This is a genomic window from Priestia sp. D3YE.R1 (assembly GCF_049199565.1).
In the GTDB taxonomy this organism is placed as follows: Bacteria; Bacillota; Bacilli; order Bacillales; family Bacillaceae_H; genus Priestia; species Priestia aryabhattai.
The window spans coordinates 967,771-984,477 of the sequence record NZ_JBLTHW010000001.1 but is presented as its reverse complement, the minus strand read 5'-3'; the positions used below and the strand labels follow the sequence as shown (position 1 = coordinate 984,477).

The following is a 16,707-nucleotide window of genomic DNA, read 5'->3' as shown; positions in this document are numbered from 1 at the left end:
TTCATTCAGGAAATCCTAGCTAGTTTACACTTATAAATTACCAGTATTAGCATTTCTCTTCAACAAAATTGATTTCCCTTTGATTTTCTTATGTACCCAAAACGGCAGATAAAGAACAAGAAAGCTAAGAATTATGATTCCTTCAATCCATACTAAATACCAAGGGTGAGGTCCAAGAACATCCAACAAGGAAGCGTGCTCTGGCTTTCTCATCATGTATAAATAATTCGCACCGAGTAAACGATTCATGGCATAGATAAAACCTCCGTACAGATTAACAAATACTACGCTTACCCATAAAGAACGAAACGTCGGCTCATATCTGCAGGCAGCAATTAGTATACAGCAAGCAAGCACCACACCGCCATGCGATAAATAGAACTGCACATAGCGAAACTGGGCATACGCATAGCCGCCAAGGTCTGGGGTAATCATCGCTTGAACAGAGCTGCTGATTCCTGCGAAGTACACAAAATAAAAAAGAAACCTGCTTTTGGTTATCAGCACAACAGCAGCCAGCAGCACGACTATATCACTGAGCTGAAGAGGCAAGGAAGTTTCAACCGACCACTGATGACATCCGATTTCCCAAGCCTGGTAGGCCGTTTCTGAAGCAATTAGAACAAATGAAAGCAAAACGAACGCAAACCTCTTTTTTCGCAGCTGCTTTCGCCACAAAAAAATAAATGCTCCTATGATCACAATAATGGCTAAAGTTACAAGATGTTCAACTGAAAAAAGCTGAAAAGAATGTTGTACAGGGTGACACGTAAAAAATGAATTCATAACGGCATCTCCTCTCCATCAGAAAACAAATTTGGTACCTTTAGCTTGTTCATAAGACCTCATTTTCATTAACGCTTCTCTCACATTAAAAAGAGATTGAAACATAACGAAATCACGCCCAAAAAAAGATCCGAACGATAAATCGTTCGGATCTTTTTTTGTTCATTTTTATTTTTTAATTAATCCTTTTTTCACTAAGAATTGATGAGCGACTTCTTCAGCCGTTTTTCCTTTTGCGTTTACTTGATAGTTCATTTCACGCATTTCGTCGTCACTGATTTTACCGCCCAGTTGATTTAAGATTTTTTTCAGTTCAGGGTGCTCTTTTAGCGTATCTTCACGAAGCACAGGCGCTCCTTGATACGGAGGGAAGAACTGCTGGTCGTCTTTTAAGACTTTTAAACCAAACTGTTTGATTTCAGGATCCGTTGCGTAAGCATCAAGCATGTTAATATCGCCTTTTTCTACAGCGCGATAGCGAAGCTTCGGCTCCATCGTTTTAATATTCGGGAAGGTAAGGCCATATTCTTTTTGAAGGCCTACGTAGCCGTCTTCACGATCTTTAAACTCAAGCGTAAATCCTGCTTTTACTTTATCTGTTGCATTTGCCAAATCTGAAATGGTCGTTAGATTATTTTCTTTGGCAAATTCTTTTGTCACGGTCAATGTGTACGTATTATTAAACTTCATTGGATCTAAATAGACAAGGCCGAATTTCTTTTGAAATCCTTCTTTTGCCTGCTTGTACACCTGTGTTTCATCTTTGCTGTCCGGCTGTTCCTTTAGATGCGTCACAATGGCTGTACCCGTATATTCAGGGTACAAATCAATTTCCTTGTTACGCAGAGCCTCAAATACAAATACCGTTTTCCCAAGCGACGAACGAAGATTTACTTTCATATCGGTTTGATCTTCAATTAATTCTTTGTACATATTAATTAAAATATCTTGTTCTGCGCCAATTTTCCCTCCGATAACAAGGTCTGGTTTTGTTGCGCTCATCGCTGCAAACGGAGAAACAAGAATAAGTATTAATACGATAATCATAATGAAAGAGCGTTTTTTGGACCCTTTTTTTGCTGAGTGTTCAATCGTTCGCAGAATTCCATCAAAAATAAGCGCTAATAATGCTGCTGGAATAGCTCCTAATAAAATCAAACTATTATCGCTTCGGTCAATACCAAGCAAAATTAAGCTTCCGAGTCCGCCCGCTCCGATAAGAGCCACGATTGTCGCTGTACCAATAATGAGTACCATCGCTGTGCGAATTCCGGCCATAATGACAGGAAGTGCTAGAGGAAGTTCTACTTTGATTAATCGTCTCCACGAGTTCATCCCCATGGCTTTGGATGCTTCAATTAAAGATGGGTCCACTTCTTTAATTCCGGTATATGTATTTCGTACAATAGGAAGAAGCGAATATAAAAACAGTGCAATAACCGCGGGAAAGGTTCCAATTCCGACAAGAGGAATCAGTAATCCTAATAAAGCGAGTGAAGGAATGGTTTGCAGTACGGCTGTTACGCCAATGATCGGTTCAGCTATGCGGTCATGCCTCGTTAAGTACAGTCCGAGCGGCACTGAAATTAATACGGCAATAACAAGAGCCAGTACTGAAATTTGAATGTGTTCAAGAAGAGCTTGAAACAGTGCATCTCCTCGTTGATCTAATAATGTGCTTAGTGCATTCATTACAGCGTTCCTCCTTCTTTCGTTTTATCAGAAAGAAACGCTAATAGAGTTTTGCGCGTTACAACGCCAATACGTTTGCTCCCTTTTTTCACGGCTATTGCTTCATGGTCGTAAAGGGCGTCCATTGCCTGCTGAACAGTGGCGGTTGAAGCTAGCTCTTCAGTAGGTTCTACGTCTGGCTGTTCACTTTCTTTGACAAACATATCTAATGTCTCAAATAAAGTATTTCCTTGATTTCCAATAAATGTTTTTACAAATTCATTTTTAGGCTTTTAAATGAATTCCTCTGGGGTTCCAACTTGAACAATTTCCCCATCTTTCATCAAGCAGATACGATCTCCAAGCGTCATCGCTTCGCTCATATCATGCGTAACAAACACAAATGTTTTGTTGATTTTTTCTTTTAAGCTAATAACATCTTGCTGAAGCTGTTCGCGGCTTAACGGATCGAGGGCGCTAAAGGGTTCGTCCATTAAAATAACGGGGGGATCAGCTGCGAGGGCACGTGCTACACCTACACGTTGCTGCTGGCCACCTGAGAGCTCAGACGGCTTTCGGTTTCGATACTGCTTTGGGTCTAGTCCTACCAAGGTAAGCAGTTCATCAATGCGCGTTTTGATTTTGTTTTTCTTCCAATGCTTCATCTCCGGTACAATGGCTATATTTTCAGCAATGGTCATATGAGGAAAAAGAGCAATCTGCTGTAGGACATAACCAATGTTCCAGCGTAGCTCATGTATGTTGTGGTCCGATACGAGCTTATCTTTTATGTATAGTTCTCCTTCGGTAATATCATGAAGACGGTTAATCATTTTTAAGGTGGTGGTTTTCCCACATCCACTCGGACCAATTAAAACGAAAAACTCTCCTTCTTTAATTTCTAGATTAATATTTTTCACGGCGGTCGTACCGTCTGGATATTGCTTTGACACATTCTTAAACGTAATCAAATTATCGTTCACACTCCCTGTTGAAATTTAATCCCTAGTTTCGTGTACCCAATACTTAGAGGCAATAAACATTCTTTTAAGAATATTTCTAAATATGATTCATAAGACATAGTCGAAAAGATACACATGTTTTTTCACGGCCTCCTAATAAGGCTATCAAACTGTTAAAGTGTTCACAAGGCGGGGAAGAATAATTCGGAGAATACTTTTAAAGCCAACATAAATAAAAAAACCTTCTTTCAACAAGAAAGAAGGTTTTTTTATTATGCTAGCGACAGGGATCGAACCTGCGACCTCTTGCTTACCATGCAAGTGCTCTACCTACTGAGCTACACCAGCGTCTTGAAAAATTATATCACGTTTAAATTAATTTAGGAAGCGCTTTTTTCAATTTTTTTATTGGTATATTCTCTAATTTGCGTCTTCTGAAATTCGCACTTTCTACAAAGTTCCATATTTTATGTTAGAACTCCTCACATAAATTGTGTGAATTTTCTTTTTTTATATTACCCTTAGTAAAAGAGCTTACAAAAGAAGGGAAGAAAATAGATGGAACAACAACCAACCATGACCAAATCAAAAACGGCAACTCCCTACCCAAGAGACTGCACGTTCAGCCTGGAAGATTGGACGACGCTCGCTAAGTATTGGTACCCTGTCGCACGCTGCAGTGATGTAACAGAGAAACCAACGTCCGTAAAACTGCTAGATGTAAATCTAGTTCTATACCGTACCACACACAAAGTAGTAGCGGCTCGTGATTTATGCGTTCACCGAGGCACCCCGCTTAGCATGGGCTGGGTGGAAGATGATGAAATTGTCTGTCCTTACCACGGCTTCCGCTACGCAACGGACGGCGCATGCACGTCGATTCCAGCTCACCCTGACGCCAACATTTCTCCCCGCCTGTGTATGGCCGTCTATCCAGTTATTGAACGATTTGGATTAGTGTGGACTTCCCTGACAGGAGAAGAAGATAACCTGCCTTACTTCGATGCGTGGGAGGATCCTGATTTTCAGCAAATTGTTTGTCCGAGCTTTGATATCATGGGTTCAGCCGGTCGTCAAATGGAAGGCTTTTTAGACGTAGCTCATTTTGCTTGGGTTCACACGGACACATTTGGTGATCGAAACAACGCCTTCGTGCCTAAATATAAAGTAAGCGATACAGACTATGGGCTTCATGTAGAATATACGAGCACCGTGAGCAATTATTCCAAAGAACAGCAGCATTTAAATCCACCTGATTTTAAATGGCTTCGCGTCTTTGATGTTTATCCGCCGTTTACAGCTACGCTAAAAGTATACTTCCCAGAAGGCGCAGAGCTGTGGATTATGAATGCAGTCTCTCCTATTTCAGCCCGCGAAACACGTTTATTTGCGCCAATCGCTCGAAACTTTGACAAAGATTCTCCCGTTGAAGGTGTGTATGACTTTAACCTTCGCGTCTTTGACGAAGACCGTGAAATGGTTGAAAATCAAAAACCTGAAGACTTGCCTTTAGATCTGCAGATGGAAGCGCATATTATGGCTGATCAAACGTCTATCGGCTACCGGAAATTATTAAAGAAAATGGGCTTAAGCTTTAGATATACAAGCTAAAAAAATCCCCGCTGTCTCAGCGGAGATTTTTTTTATTTAGCAAACTGCTCGCGTCCTGCTTTTTCCTTTATCACTTCATCTTCACTTGCAGGCGTTGCTCGTTTCATAAACAATGAAAGAATTAAGGCAACCACCACTAGTACTACTGAGACGGCAAAGGCATCGTTAATCCCCTGTACCATTGCCTGCATCCCAATCTGTTCTTTCATTTGAGCTGCCCCGGCTGCGGTTGCATTAGCTGCTCCTGCTCCGCTCATTGCATCTTGAGCGAGCTCTTTTGCATGAGTAGCTGTACGGTTTGACATCACCGTTACTAAAAGAGCCGAACCAATAGCTCCCGATACTTGTTGAAGCGTATTGTTCATGGCAGTACCATGCGGATTAAAGCGCTGCGGCAGCTGATTTAATCCGTTTGTCATAACCGGCATCATCACCATAGACATTCCGAACATACGAAGCGTATAAAGCGTAATGAGCGTTGTATACGTCGTATCAAGCTCTAAGTTACTGAAGAAATACGTCGTAACGGCTGTAATAGTTAGACCCGTTACAGCCAGTGCACGCGCTCCGAATTTATCAAATAATTTTCCGGTAATCGGTGACATCACACCCATTAGCAGCGCACCTGGAAGCATTAGTAATCCGGAATGAAGCGGAGAAATGCCTCGTACCGTTTGAACATAAATTGGCATTAGCAGCATGGCTGAAAATAATGCCATTGTGATCACCATCGAAATCGTTGATGATAAAGCAAACATTGGATATTTAAAAATGCGGAATTCAAGCATCGGTGTTTTAAGCTTGAACTGACGCGTAATAAATAAAATCAGAGCCACAGCTCCTACGATAATGGTGCCGTATACTTCCACAGAATCCCAGCCTTTATCCCCTGCTGAGCTAAATCCGTATAGAAGTCCGCCAAATCCAATTGTAGATAACAAAAGAGATAAAAAATCCAAATTGATTTCCACTTTTTCTTTTTTGTCTTTTAATAGGAAGAAAGCGCCTATTAATACAATGGCTGCGATTGGCGTAACAAGGTGGAACAGCATTCTCCACTCATAGTGTTCAATTAGCCATCCTGATAATGTAGGACCAATTGCCGGAGCAAAAATCATAACTAAACCGAAAATCCCCATCGCAGCTCCGCGTTTTTCTAATGGAAAACTTGTGAGCAATACGTTCATTAAAAGCGGCATCATAATAGCTGCGCCTGACGCTTGAATAATACGAGCGGTTAACAACACAGAAAATACGGGCGAAGAACCGGCAAGTATTGTTCCTGCTGTAAATAAAGTCATCGCCGTTAAAAATAAGCCTCTGATAGAATAGCGCTGAATTAAAAAAGCGGTAGTTGGAATCATAATACCATTCACTAACATATAACCAGTAGAAAGCCACTGGACAGTTGACGTTGTCACATCTAAGTCTTTCATAATAGACGGCAGCGCCACATTTAGTAACGTTTCATTCAACAATGAGATAAAAGCGCCAATTAACAAAATAGCAATTATGCCATAAGGCGGCTTTTCCATTTGATTTATTGATTGACTCATTATTATACCCCCTTATACTTTAGGTTCATTTTTTTAGACACATGTTCTACATAGAGTATATTATACTGTGAGTTCAATTTATGCAAGCGAAAAATCTTGCGTTCACGTCCTTTATTTTCTCAACTTTTTTAGCCCTATAATCCTCTTATATCAATATATATGCCGTGATATCGTTATTTTTCCGAAAAGAACATTTGTGTAAACGCTTTAAATCATGTATTATAAAGTTGGACCATGAGTCTAATTTTATATTTAGGTGATAATAATGAATAACCGAAAACAGCAAGTTGTAAAAAATGCACACCATCTCTTCGTTGAAAAAGGATTTCAAGCTACATCCATTCAAGACATCATTGATTATAGCGGCATTTCAAAAGGAACATTCTACAACTATTTTTCTTCAAAAAATGAATTATTAATCGCTGTTTTTACCTGGCTTCATACAACAATTGAACAAGAGCGCAATCAGCTGCTGGTTGGTAAAAGCATGACCGATGTAGATGTATTTGTTAAACAAATCGATGCGCAGATGAAAAACCATCACAAACATAAATTTTTTACGTTACTTGAAGAAGTATTTGTTTCCAATGATCCTGATTTAAAAGCATACATTAAAAAAACCCAGTTCATCGAAGTAAACTGGATTTATAAACGGTTTATTGATTTATTTGGGCAAGAAAAGAAACCTTATCTGCTAGATTGTGCAATTATGTTTCTTGGCATGCTTCACCGCAACTTTCACTATCATTTTATGGTCAACGGTACAAATACTGATCCCCATGAGATTATAACTTACAGCGTTAAGCGTCTGCTTCCTCTTGTAGACGAAGTAGCAAGTTCAGGAGACATTTTGCTCGATCCGCAAACGATCAAAGAATGGCTTCCATCTTGCCCCAATACTAAAAATCAAATAGAACAGGACATTTCTACAGCACTTATCGATTTAAAAAAACAAGTTCACAAACAGTTCACGGATGAATTCGAACGTCAAAAATGCACAGAGCTTATTAGTTTTATTGAAGAAGAGCTGTTTAAACAATCACCCCCCCGTAAGTTTGTTGTTGATAGTGCTCTACATTCATTAAAACAGCTGCCTGTTAACAACAGTAAAACGAACTTAGAGGAACTGCAGACGATGATTGATCAGTATGTGAGTGAACTTCACTAAAAACAAATTGAACCATAACAGCAAAAAACGAACGATTATAGTTTTTTAATTAATCGTTCGTTTGTAATTCCAACTAAAATCCTTTTATCCCAGCCGTTTTTTATTTTCCTCCAGTAAACGAAATTCCTTTAATGAAATATTTGTTAAAAAACGCATAAATGAGCAAAATGGGAAGTGTAAAAACCATGGAAGCTGCCATAATATAGTTCCAATAACTAATATACTGACCTTTAAATGTGTTAAGGCCTAAAGTCAAAGTGAACATATTTTCATCGGACATCACAATTAAAGGCTTCATAAAATCATTCCAAAATCCCATAAATACAAAAATCGTTTGTGCTGCTAGGGCAGGTTTTGCAAGTGGAAGGACTATTTTAAAGAATGTTCCAAACTTTGATAACCCATCCAACTCCGCTGCTTCTTCAAGCTCTTTTGGGAAATTAATAAAAAATTGACGCATCATAAATATAAAAGTCGCATTTACCATTCCCGGTACAATCATTCCCTGATAGGTATTTAACCAGCCTAACTCTTTTAAAATTAAAAAATTAGGAATCATCGTTACTTGTCCAGGAATCATAAGCACCGCTAAAATGATAATAAATAAACTTTTCTTTCCCGGGAAACTGAGGCGTGCAAGGGCATAACCAGCCATTGAGTTAAATAGCAAATTCAGAGCTGTTCCTACTACGGCAATGAATAAGCTATTAAACATCCAGCGAGGGAACAGCTTTTGTTCCACAAAAATTTGTTTATAGTTGTCTAGCGTAAAGTGTTTCGGAATAAAGTTCACCGTACCTGACACAATTTCTTCAAGCGTTTTAAAAGAAGCGGATAGCGCCCAAATAAATGGAATCAGAGTAATCAGCGCGTATATGCTTAAAATCGTATATAAAATGAGGACTCCTATTTTTTTCTTCATCTTTTTCTTCCCCCCCTTAGTACATACTTTCTTCTTTTGAAAACTTCCTCTGAATAACCGTTGCCATCAAAATCACGAGCGCCAGCATAAAGGCTAGTGCTGCAGCATATCCCATGGTTCCTAAATTTTTAAATGCATATTGATAAATAAGAAGAACAACAGTCAGAGTCGAGTTATTAGGACCTCCTGAACCTCCTGAGAAAATAAACGATTGATCAAATAACTGAAACGTACCAATCAGTCCCATGATTACTACGAATGATGTAACCGGTCGCAGATTCGGAACTGTAATATGCCAAAATCGTTGAAACACATTAGCCCCATCTAACTGAGCTGCTTCATACAGCGAATCTGGTACGTCCTGCAAAGCTGCCAAATAAATAACCATAAAAAATGGAGCTGTTGCCCAGATGTTCATAATCATAATGGCAATCAAAGCGACCTGAGGATCTCCAAGCCAATTGTAAGTTGGAAGGCCAACAAACTTTAAAAACTCGTTCACAATCCCATTTTGATTGTACATCCACATAAAAATAAGTGTTAATACAGCCGATGATGTAAGCGTAGGTAAAAAATAAATAATGCGAAAAACTTTTTCTGCTTTTAGCCCTGCATTTAATGTGGCAGCCAGTATAAGTGCCAATGCCGTTTGTACCGGTACAACAATTACTACATACTTCACCGTATTCCAAAGAGCAATTTTAGCTTTGTCATCTTCAAGAACCTTCATGTAGTTCTCAAGCCCTCGAAAATGGAACTCAGTTCCACCCAGTAATTGAACTTTATGTAAAGACAAAAAGATGGCATAAAAAATAGGTGCAATAACAAACAGCAATAGTACAAACAGTGTAGGCGTCATAAAAGCATATCCTTGCCCTACATCACGAGGTTTGTACGTTCTTATTTTTCCGTTTTTCATTTCCTCCACTCCCCCGCCGAGCCTTATTCATAAATACTAATCTCTTGATTTGCCTGCTTTTGTGCTTTTTTCAAAGCTGTTTCTAAATCACTTTGTCCCAAAAAGGCGCTTAAAAACTGGTTATTAAAGTTATTCATGATAATAGGCAAATACGGACCATCTTGCCAGACAGTTGCATAAGCAGCTCCTTTTACTAATGGACCTCGTTTTTCGTCTTCAGCAAAACCAAGCTTATCCGCTACGGATTTTCTTGTTGGCAATGCATAACCCTTGCTTGTCCAAGTTTCCATTCCTTCTTTTCCGGTTAAGTACTGAATGAGCTCCCAAGATGCTTTTTTCTTTTTTGAGTCAGCATTCATTACATACGCGACCGTAAATGCCATCGTATTTTTGTGACCGTTTATTGTCGGAACTTCTGCCGTACCGTAATCAAGTTTTGGGAAGGACTCTTGTAAAAATGGAATCATCCAATTTCCTTCAATCACCATAGCTACTTTTTGTTGTGCAAACATGTCCGTACCTGAATTTGCGCCTACATCAGAAGGCTGTACAGACGTTTTATCTTTTAAATGCTGATCGATGAGCGGCTGAAGAGAATCCACGACTTCTTTCGTAGCAAAGTTTGCCTTATTGTTCTTTACAACGTCTCCTCCGTTTGCCTGCGCCATGTAGAAGATACGCGCTAATTCCGGCGTGACACCAAACGCTTGAATCCCTTTCTTTTTAAATATTTTTGAAACTTCTTCAAACTCATCCCATGTTTTTGGTACGTCTACTCCTGCTTCTTTAAATAGCTTTTTGTTGTAAAATAAGCCTAATGTGGAGTAATCTTTCGGAAAACCATACGTCTCTCCATTTTTCTGAAACGCTTTCAATAATGGTTTCTCAAAATCCTGAACATCAAAATTGGACTTTACATAAGAATTCAAAGGTTCTAAAACCCCTGTATTGATAAGACCAGGCGCTTCAAGTGCATCAAGGTAAAAAACATCTGGACCGTTTCCGCCAATTAAACGCGTTTTTAAAATATCCATGTATTGATCAGTGATTACTTCATGCTTCACATGAATTGATGGATGGAGTTTTTCAAAGTCTTGAATAGTTTGATTAAGCAGCTTCGTCTCTGTTGGGTTGCCTCCCCAGCCGGCTAATACAATTTCGACTTGACCATTTTTCCCGGAAACTTCTTGTACATTTGAACATCCAGTTAAAGCTGCTCCGGCTACTGCCAGAACCAAACTTAAAGCGAGTATCCACTTCTTCATTAGCTGTCTCCTTTCATTTCATTGACCTGCGGCTTATTAAGTGACGCTTAATAAGCCGCGGTCGAAGTAACATTAACCTACATAATTTCTTACTTTACATTGAGATAGAAGCTCGTATTTTGTCGTATTTTCTTTCACGTAAATAATAGTTTCGCTTTCGTCTTTTTTAACCGTTAATGAAAGTTTTCCATTGCCAATTACAAGGTTTTCTACAGAAATTTCATTCATATCGTCTATGAGCAAAGGATTTATCTGTATAGTACCTGCTGTACTATCAGGAAACAGTCTCAGCATCGCCTGTACGAAAGCTAAAGGCGTGCCGGCTGCCCAAGCTTGAGGTGAGCAGGCAACGGGATATTTGACAGGCTTGCCAAGGTTACTTGAATAGCCGCAGAATAACTCTGGAAGGCGGTCGTATTCAAAATGCTCAGCTGCATCAACCAGCCCTTTTATCACTTTATTGACTTCTGTTTGCTTGTTCGCTTTACTCAAACCGAGAACAATTAAACTATTATCGTGCGGCCAAATGCTCCCGTCATGATAACTCATTGGATTATAACCCGCTTCTCCTTCTGCCATTGTACGAATTCCATATCCCGAAAACATAGGTTCTGATACTAGCCTTTCCGCTACTTTGTTCAGCTTCTCCTCATCCATCATTTCGGCTAAAAGTACATGACCTGGATTTGACGTAATCGTTCCTACTTGATGTTTATGTTCATCAAGTGCAATGGCATAGAATGACACGTCTTCCATCCAAAAGGCTTCATTGAACTTTTTACGCAGCAGCTCAGCTTCTTCACGTAAATTATTTGCTTCATTTGTTTTGTTTAACTGATCATATAAAGAAGCAATACCCATTTTCGCTTGATATACATAGCCTTGTACTTCCACTAAAGCAATAGGAGTTTTTGCATATTCACCGCTGCGATGGACAACAGAGTCTCCTGAGTCTTTCCATCCTTGGTTAGCAATTCCTTTACTTGATTCTTGATGGTATTCAAGAAATAAATCACCGTCTCGATCTCCATATTCATTGATCCATGTCAAAGCTCCATCGACAGTCATTTGCATTTCTTTTACAAACTCGAAGTCTCCCGTCCACTTCACATATTCCGTTAACAAAATTAAAAATAATGGTGTCGCGTCAACTGTTCCGTAGTACGGAGTAAAAGGTATTTGATTTGTGTTGGCTAGTTCTCCGTAACGTATTTCATGCATAATTTTACCCGGCTGTTCATCACGCCATGGATCATTTGCCGTTCCTTGATATGCTGCCATGGTACGTAGCGTTCCTTTTGCTACTTCCGGATTAAAAGCCAGCATTTGAAGCGCTGCAATTAGACTATCCCTTCCAAATGGCACACCAAACCAAGGCAATCCAGCTACAGGAAAAGCACCGAATCCTACATCCGTTAGCAGTACGCGCAGGTCGTTAAGTCCTCTTGTAATAAGGCGCTGCATTGTCGGATGATCGGTTGTCACTTTTGTAGAAGATTTTTCCCACTTTTTATATGACTGCGTTAGTAAACTAAATGCTTCACCAGCTGATAAAATATTTTCATTGATGCCTTCGCCCATTTGCGGCTGAACCATTAATGTAATTTCTTCTTCTTCCTGATGGTTCAGTTCGAAAGAAAACATAACCTCTCCTTGTTCATACACGTGTGAGGCTTTTTTATCCCAAGAAATCCGTGTCGAACGCTTAATATCATCTGCTCCTTCGTATGTATATATTAAACTGCTTTCCCCTTTTATTTGCCCTGTTCGCTTTCCGACATTTCCAGTTTGAAAACCTCTTACGATAAACATATCGTTAAAATCGACATCTGCTTGGATACTTAATGTAAAAGCAATTTTTTTAGGAAAATAACTTTTCAATTTTATTTTTTCATAGAAAACACCCTCGTATATAAAGCGTTTTCTTTCTATTTCTACAGACTCTCGCCACAGCGAGAGTTCTCCTTCTTTTTCCATATGCGGATTAGTAAGAAGAATTGTGGCTAACAGGTTTTCGTCGGCACTTGAGGACAATAACACAGGATCTGCACCGTTAATTTTCAAATGAAATTTGCTCAAAAAACGCGTATCTTTCATATATAGCCCTAAACCATACTGATGGTTTTCAGTGATATTTCCTGCTTGATCTGTTAGTAAAAATAAGTCATTTTCTTTAATCACACGGTAATCCATTTCCATCCCCCTAAATTTCACCGAAACGTTTTGGAAAAACGAAACACAAAAACCGAAACGTTTCGGTTTTTACATTATATAAAAACCACTAGCCGTGGTTTTTAGCTGTTGATTCTCGAATAATCAGCTTTGTATCAAGATAACGCTTCATATTTGTTTCTTTTCCTTCTAGCATCTCAATTAGTAAATCTGCAGCTTCATAGCCAATCTGATATACTTCCTGCCCTACAGTCGTCAAATTTGGAGACGAGTAAGAGGCAAGAACAATATTATCATATCCGACAATCGAAATGTCTTTCGGTACATCAAGGCCAAGCTCTTTGCATGCTTTTAATGCTCCCAGTGCCATTAAATCACTTGCACAAAAAATAGCGGTGAGCTCTTTATACTTATTTAAAAGCTCACTGGCAGCTTTCTCTGCTTTCTTTTCTTCAAACTTTCCGCTTACAACCCATTCAGACCGAAACGACAAACCACATTCTTTGAGGGCTTGTCTGTATCCATTGAGACGTTCTTGGCTGACAAATGCGTCTTCATGTCCGTTAATCATCCCAATATGCTGATGGCCAAGACTCGCTAAATGTTCAACCCCTTTTTTAGCTCCCAAGGCATTATCGGTGGTGACATAGCCTACTGAACTAGAATGGACGGGAATATCAACTAAAACACAAGGAATATCGCTTTCTACTACTTCTTTTAAATAAGGATCTTCTTTTTTGATGCCCTGAATAATTGCCCCGTCCACTCTTCGCTCTCGACAAAGCTGAGTATACGTTTTTTCTCGCTGCATCATCGTGTTTGTATTAAATAAAATCAAGTCATACCCCAAAGTAGATGCACGCTCATTTACACCGCACAATACTTCAAACGTGAAATTATCTTTTACGCTCTCTCTGCTGATGCCTGAAACTAGTAGTCCAATTGTCTTTGACTTTTGCATAACCAATCCTCGAGCTAATGTATTAGGGCTATAGTCCAGCTCTCTTGCTACGGCTGCAATCTTTTGCCTTGTTTTTTCATTTACATCTGAATAACCATTTAAAGCCCGAGACACCGTCGTTACAGATACGCCAGCAACTCGCGCTATATCTTTAATCGTTGTCACTCAAAATTCCTCCAAAACGTTTCGGATAACTTTAAATAGATTGTAACGCTTTCATTTATTAAATTCAATACTTTTTTTAATAATCAGTTTACTTTTATCTATTTCTAAAACTTTTGCATATAAAAAGCAGCCCTAAGGCTGCTCTTTATTCACAAAGTGGAAATTCAAGTGAAAAACACGTTTCTTTTCCTTTTACGCTAGACACACTCACTTTTCCCTTCATATAATGAATAATGCTGAAAGATACCATCGTTCCAAGCCCGGTACCTTTTTCTTTTGTTGTAAAATACGGTTCGCCTAGCCGGTTGATTTGTTCTTGCGTCATGCCGCAGCCCGTATCGATAATATCAACGATAACAGCTCCGCCTTCTTTTCCTACTTTAATAGTTAACGTGCCTCCGTCTTGCATCGCTTCAATACTATTTTTAAATAAATTGATTAGGCACTGCTGAAGCTTTCTTCTTTCTCCCATTACGAAGAACTTCATTTCTTCATCGAATGTAAAATCAATCGCGACTCCGTTCATATTGGCAAGAGGCGTCATAATATGGGTGACGTGATGAATTTCTTCTGAAATATTCATTTTTTCATTTCGTTCTGGAGCGGAATTCGCAAATAGCAAGTAATCATCAATGATTTCTTTTGCGCGGTCTAATTCATTAATCGCAATTGAAATGTAGCGTTTTTTAGCAGGTTCTTTTTCATCTTCCTGCAGCATTTGCATAAATCCTCTGCTTGCCGTTAGAGGATTTCGCACCTCATGAGAGATGCTGGCAGCTAAATGACTGACAATTTCTAGCTTTTCTGCTTTCATCAGGCGCTGCAGCACTAATAAATTTGCTCGTATCGCTTCCCACAGTATGGTAATCACAAACATGCCTGCTACATCTAAAACAGCGAACTGAACCCACACGCTAATAGGAATGCTTGTTACGTGTAAGACAAAAATAGATACAAGCATAGCTAATAAAGAACCAATTACACTAAGACAGGTGCTCACGATAATTCTATTTTTTAATGAGAAATGTAAAAAGTATTTTGTTATGAAAAATAAAGGAATGGATAAAATCGGAAGAGCAATTAATGTTGATAAAAACCCTACATCGTACCCGCCAATTAGCAAGCGCAGCAGTAAAATAAAGACAAAAAGCAAGCTTCCCAGCGGCCAGCCTCCATATAACGTTCCTAAAATATAAGGAATTCTTCGTAAATCCATTCGATAGTCATCCGGGACATAAGCTCCGTTAACCGGAAACAAAAGGCAAAAGGTAATGGCTAAAATCGGAAATAACGCGATATAACGATCTTTCCACCAATGAATTTTTTTAGCATACTTGATTAAATAAAACATCTGCACTAAAAACAGCGCCAATAAAATAAATAAAAAATTAATTAACAAATCTTTCGTAACAAAACTCATGCATTCACCGGTCTTTCAAATGAGATAAAAATAAACTCTTTTATTGCATTTACATTTGTAACACAAATTAGAGTGTAATCATAGATAAATAAACGTATTCTATTTACTTTTTTATAACTTCCTATGACTTTATCGTCCGTTCCCTAAAATAGTGAAGGCCAAGAAAACCTTTTCAACTCCACTAAAAATATTCAGAATTTTATTTACATATGAGTTACAATGCTCTATAATCAGATCAATGTACTTGGTTTTGAGAGTAGGAGGACGAAATATGGAACTATCAATTACCTTAATGGGATTATTCGTTGGAACCCTTGTAGGCTTAACAGGGGTTGGAGGTGCCGCTTTATTAACACCTTTACTGATTGTACTCGGCATTAACCCTTCCATTGCCGTAGGAACAGATCTTGTCTACAATTCTATCACAAAATTATTCGGAGTCGCTCAGCACTACAAACAGCGAACCATTAACTTTAAATTAGCAAAATATTTAGCTTTCGGAAGTATTCCGAGCGCTGTACTGGCTATTGTCACGCTTCATGCATTCCCATCTTTTCACGAGCATCAAGAAACGATTATTAAGCACGCTCTTGGATATGTCATGACACTGGTTGCCCTTTCAATTATCTTTCGCGTCTTTTTTGATAAATTAATTCGCCCAAATCGGTTTCAGGAAATGGACTTAGATCAGAAAAAAGGATTAACAATCGGAATTGGCGTAGTCTTTGGATTCATTGTCGGATTAACATCGATTGGTTCCGGCTCATTATTTGCGATTGCGATGCTGTACTTATTTAAGCTAAAAACATCTGAGCTGGTTGGAACTGATATTGCACATGCCTTTCTCCTCGTTACGGTGGCTGGTATTTTAAATGCAAGCTTTGGAAGCGTTGATTATATGTTGACTGCTAATCTATTAACTGGATCTATTCCAGGTGTTTTGCTTGGAAGCCGTTTATCGACTAAAGTGCCTTCAAGACCACTTCAAGCCATTATGGCGACCATCATTTTAATTAGCGGAATTAAGCTAATTTAATAAATAAAAAGCACATGCCTTTGCATGTGCTTTTTATTAGTTTTTTTAAAGATCTACATTAAAAATAATAATGTTTTAAACCCTCCTCTCCTC

Annotated in this window: 12 protein-coding genes, 1 tRNA gene and 1 pseudogene; 3 read left to right on the top strand and 11 right to left on the bottom strand. The window is 38.9% G+C overall.

Annotated elements, in window-relative coordinates:
• Positions 1 to 30: 30 nt before the first annotated feature.
• The 4 genes and pseudogenes from ACOZIR_RS04930 to ACOZIR_RS04915 all read right to left on the bottom strand — a co-directional run bounded on the left by ACOZIR_RS04930 (position 31) and on the right by ACOZIR_RS04915 (position 3,767).
• On the bottom strand, positions 31 to 786 hold the full coding sequence (locus ACOZIR_RS04930; protein WP_045295021.1) for a TIGR02206 family membrane protein: 756 nt from the start codon (positions 784 to 786) through the stop codon (positions 31 to 33).
• 168 nt (positions 787 to 954) lie between these two features.
• A complete protein-coding gene (locus ACOZIR_RS04925; RefSeq protein WP_045295022.1) occupies positions 955 to 2,478 on the bottom strand; it encodes an ABC transporter permease/substrate-binding protein in 1,524 nt (507 codons plus the stop codon).
• Positions 2,478 to 3,428: pseudogene (locus ACOZIR_RS04920) on the bottom strand (ABC transporter ATP-binding protein). Before ACOZIR_RS04920 ends, ACOZIR_RS04925 begins: the two are co-directional and overlap by 1 nt.
• Positions 3,429 to 3,694: 266 nt before the next feature.
• Positions 3,695 to 3,767: transfer RNA gene (locus ACOZIR_RS04915), tRNA-Thr, on the bottom strand.
• A 210-nt stretch (positions 3,768 to 3,977) separates the two neighbouring features.
• Here ACOZIR_RS04915 and ACOZIR_RS04910 point away from each other — a divergent pair.
• Positions 3,978 to 5,030 (top strand): aromatic ring-hydroxylating oxygenase subunit alpha, encoded by a 1,053-nt coding sequence (locus ACOZIR_RS04910; protein ID WP_045294620.1) that lies wholly within the window; start codon positions 3,978 to 3,980, stop codon positions 5,028 to 5,030.
• A gap of 32 nt (positions 5,031 to 5,062) precedes the next feature.
• Here the strand turns inward: ACOZIR_RS04910 and ACOZIR_RS04905 are convergent, their stop codons facing one another.
• Positions 5,063 to 6,586: a DHA2 family efflux MFS transporter permease subunit gene (locus ACOZIR_RS04905; RefSeq protein ID WP_310878497.1), complete on the bottom strand. Its 1,524-nt coding sequence runs from the start codon at positions 6,584 to 6,586 to the stop codon at positions 5,063 to 5,065.
• A gap of 265 nt (positions 6,587 to 6,851) precedes the next feature.
• On the opposite strand from ACOZIR_RS04905, the gene ACOZIR_RS04900 reads away from it, so the two are divergent.
• A complete protein-coding gene (locus ACOZIR_RS04900; RefSeq protein ID WP_340141789.1) occupies positions 6,852 to 7,754 on the top strand; it encodes a TetR/AcrR family transcriptional regulator in 903 nt (300 codons plus the stop codon).
• A gap of 100 nt (positions 7,755 to 7,854) precedes the next feature.
• Here ACOZIR_RS04900 and ACOZIR_RS04895 read toward each other — a convergent pair whose 3' ends face one another.
• From ACOZIR_RS04895 to ACOZIR_RS04870, 6 genes are all read right to left on the bottom strand, one after another.
• Complete coding sequence (locus ACOZIR_RS04895; protein ID WP_045294626.1) at positions 7,855 to 8,676, bottom strand: carbohydrate ABC transporter permease; 822 nt, start codon at positions 8,674 to 8,676, stop codon at positions 7,855 to 7,857.
• A 16-nt stretch (positions 8,677 to 8,692) separates the two neighbouring features.
• Positions 8,693 to 9,595 carry a carbohydrate ABC transporter permease gene (locus tag ACOZIR_RS04890; protein ID WP_045294628.1) on the bottom strand — a complete coding sequence of 301 codons (903 nt, stop codon included), beginning with the start codon at positions 9,593 to 9,595 and terminating at the stop codon, positions 8,693 to 8,695.
• A gap of 23 nt (positions 9,596 to 9,618) precedes the next feature.
• Positions 9,619 to 10,860 carry an ABC transporter substrate-binding protein gene (locus tag ACOZIR_RS04885; RefSeq protein ID WP_310878496.1) on the bottom strand — a complete coding sequence of 414 codons (1,242 nt, stop codon included), beginning with the start codon at positions 10,858 to 10,860 and terminating at the stop codon, positions 9,619 to 9,621.
• 72 nt (positions 10,861 to 10,932) lie between these two features.
• Positions 10,933 to 13,053: an amylo-alpha-1,6-glucosidase gene (locus ACOZIR_RS04880; RefSeq protein ID WP_045294631.1), complete on the bottom strand. Its 2,121-nt coding sequence runs from the start codon at positions 13,051 to 13,053 to the stop codon at positions 10,933 to 10,935.
• 88 nt (positions 13,054 to 13,141) lie between these two features.
• Positions 13,142 to 14,158 (bottom strand): LacI family DNA-binding transcriptional regulator, encoded by a 1,017-nt coding sequence (locus ACOZIR_RS04875; RefSeq protein WP_045294633.1) that lies wholly within the window; start codon positions 14,156 to 14,158, stop codon positions 13,142 to 13,144.
• A gap of 145 nt (positions 14,159 to 14,303) precedes the next feature.
• Positions 14,304 to 15,578, bottom strand: a complete 1,275-nt coding sequence (locus ACOZIR_RS04870) for an ATP-binding protein (protein ID WP_045294634.1) — start codon at positions 15,576 to 15,578, stop codon at positions 14,304 to 14,306.
• Between the two features lie 271 nt (positions 15,579 to 15,849).
• On the opposite strand from ACOZIR_RS04870, the gene ACOZIR_RS04865 reads away from it, so the two are divergent.
• Positions 15,850 to 16,614, top strand: a complete 765-nt coding sequence (locus tag ACOZIR_RS04865) for a sulfite exporter TauE/SafE family protein (RefSeq protein ID WP_045294635.1) — start codon at positions 15,850 to 15,852, stop codon at positions 16,612 to 16,614.
• Positions 16,615 to 16,707 lie beyond the last annotated feature (93 nt).

Coding starts and splice junctions, on each gene's coding strand:
- ACOZIR_RS04930 (WP_045295021.1), bottom strand. CDS start 786: ATGAATTCATTTTTTACGTGTCACCCTGTACAACATTCTTTTCAGCTT.
- ACOZIR_RS04880 (WP_045294631.1), bottom strand. CDS start 13,053: ATGGATTACCGTGTGATTAAAGAAAATGACTTATTTTTACTAACAGAT.
- ACOZIR_RS04865 (WP_045294635.1), top strand. CDS start 15,850: ATGGAACTATCAATTACCTTAATGGGATTATTCGTTGGAACCCTTGTA.
- ACOZIR_RS04870 (WP_045294634.1), bottom strand. CDS start 15,578: ATGAGTTTTGTTACGAAAGATTTGTTAATTAATTTTTTATTTATTTTA.
- ACOZIR_RS04900 (WP_340141789.1), top strand. CDS start 6,852: ATGAATAACCGAAAACAGCAAGTTGTAAAAAATGCACACCATCTCTTC.
- ACOZIR_RS04925 (WP_045295022.1), bottom strand. CDS start 2,478: ATGAATGCACTAAGCACATTATTAGATCAACGAGGAGATGCACTGTTT.
- ACOZIR_RS04910 (WP_045294620.1), top strand. CDS start 3,978: ATGGAACAACAACCAACCATGACCAAATCAAAAACGGCAACTCCCTAC.
- ACOZIR_RS04885 (WP_310878496.1), bottom strand. CDS start 10,860: ATGAAGAAGTGGATACTCGCTTTAAGTTTGGTTCTGGCAGTAGCCGGA.
- ACOZIR_RS04905 (WP_310878497.1), bottom strand. CDS start 6,586: ATGAGTCAATCAATAAATCAAATGGAAAAGCCGCCTTATGGCATAATT.
- ACOZIR_RS04895 (WP_045294626.1), bottom strand. CDS start 8,676: ATGAAGAAAAAAATAGGAGTCCTCATTTTATATACGATTTTAAGCATA.
- ACOZIR_RS04890 (WP_045294628.1), bottom strand. CDS start 9,595: ATGAAAAACGGAAAAATAAGAACGTACAAACCTCGTGATGTAGGGCAA.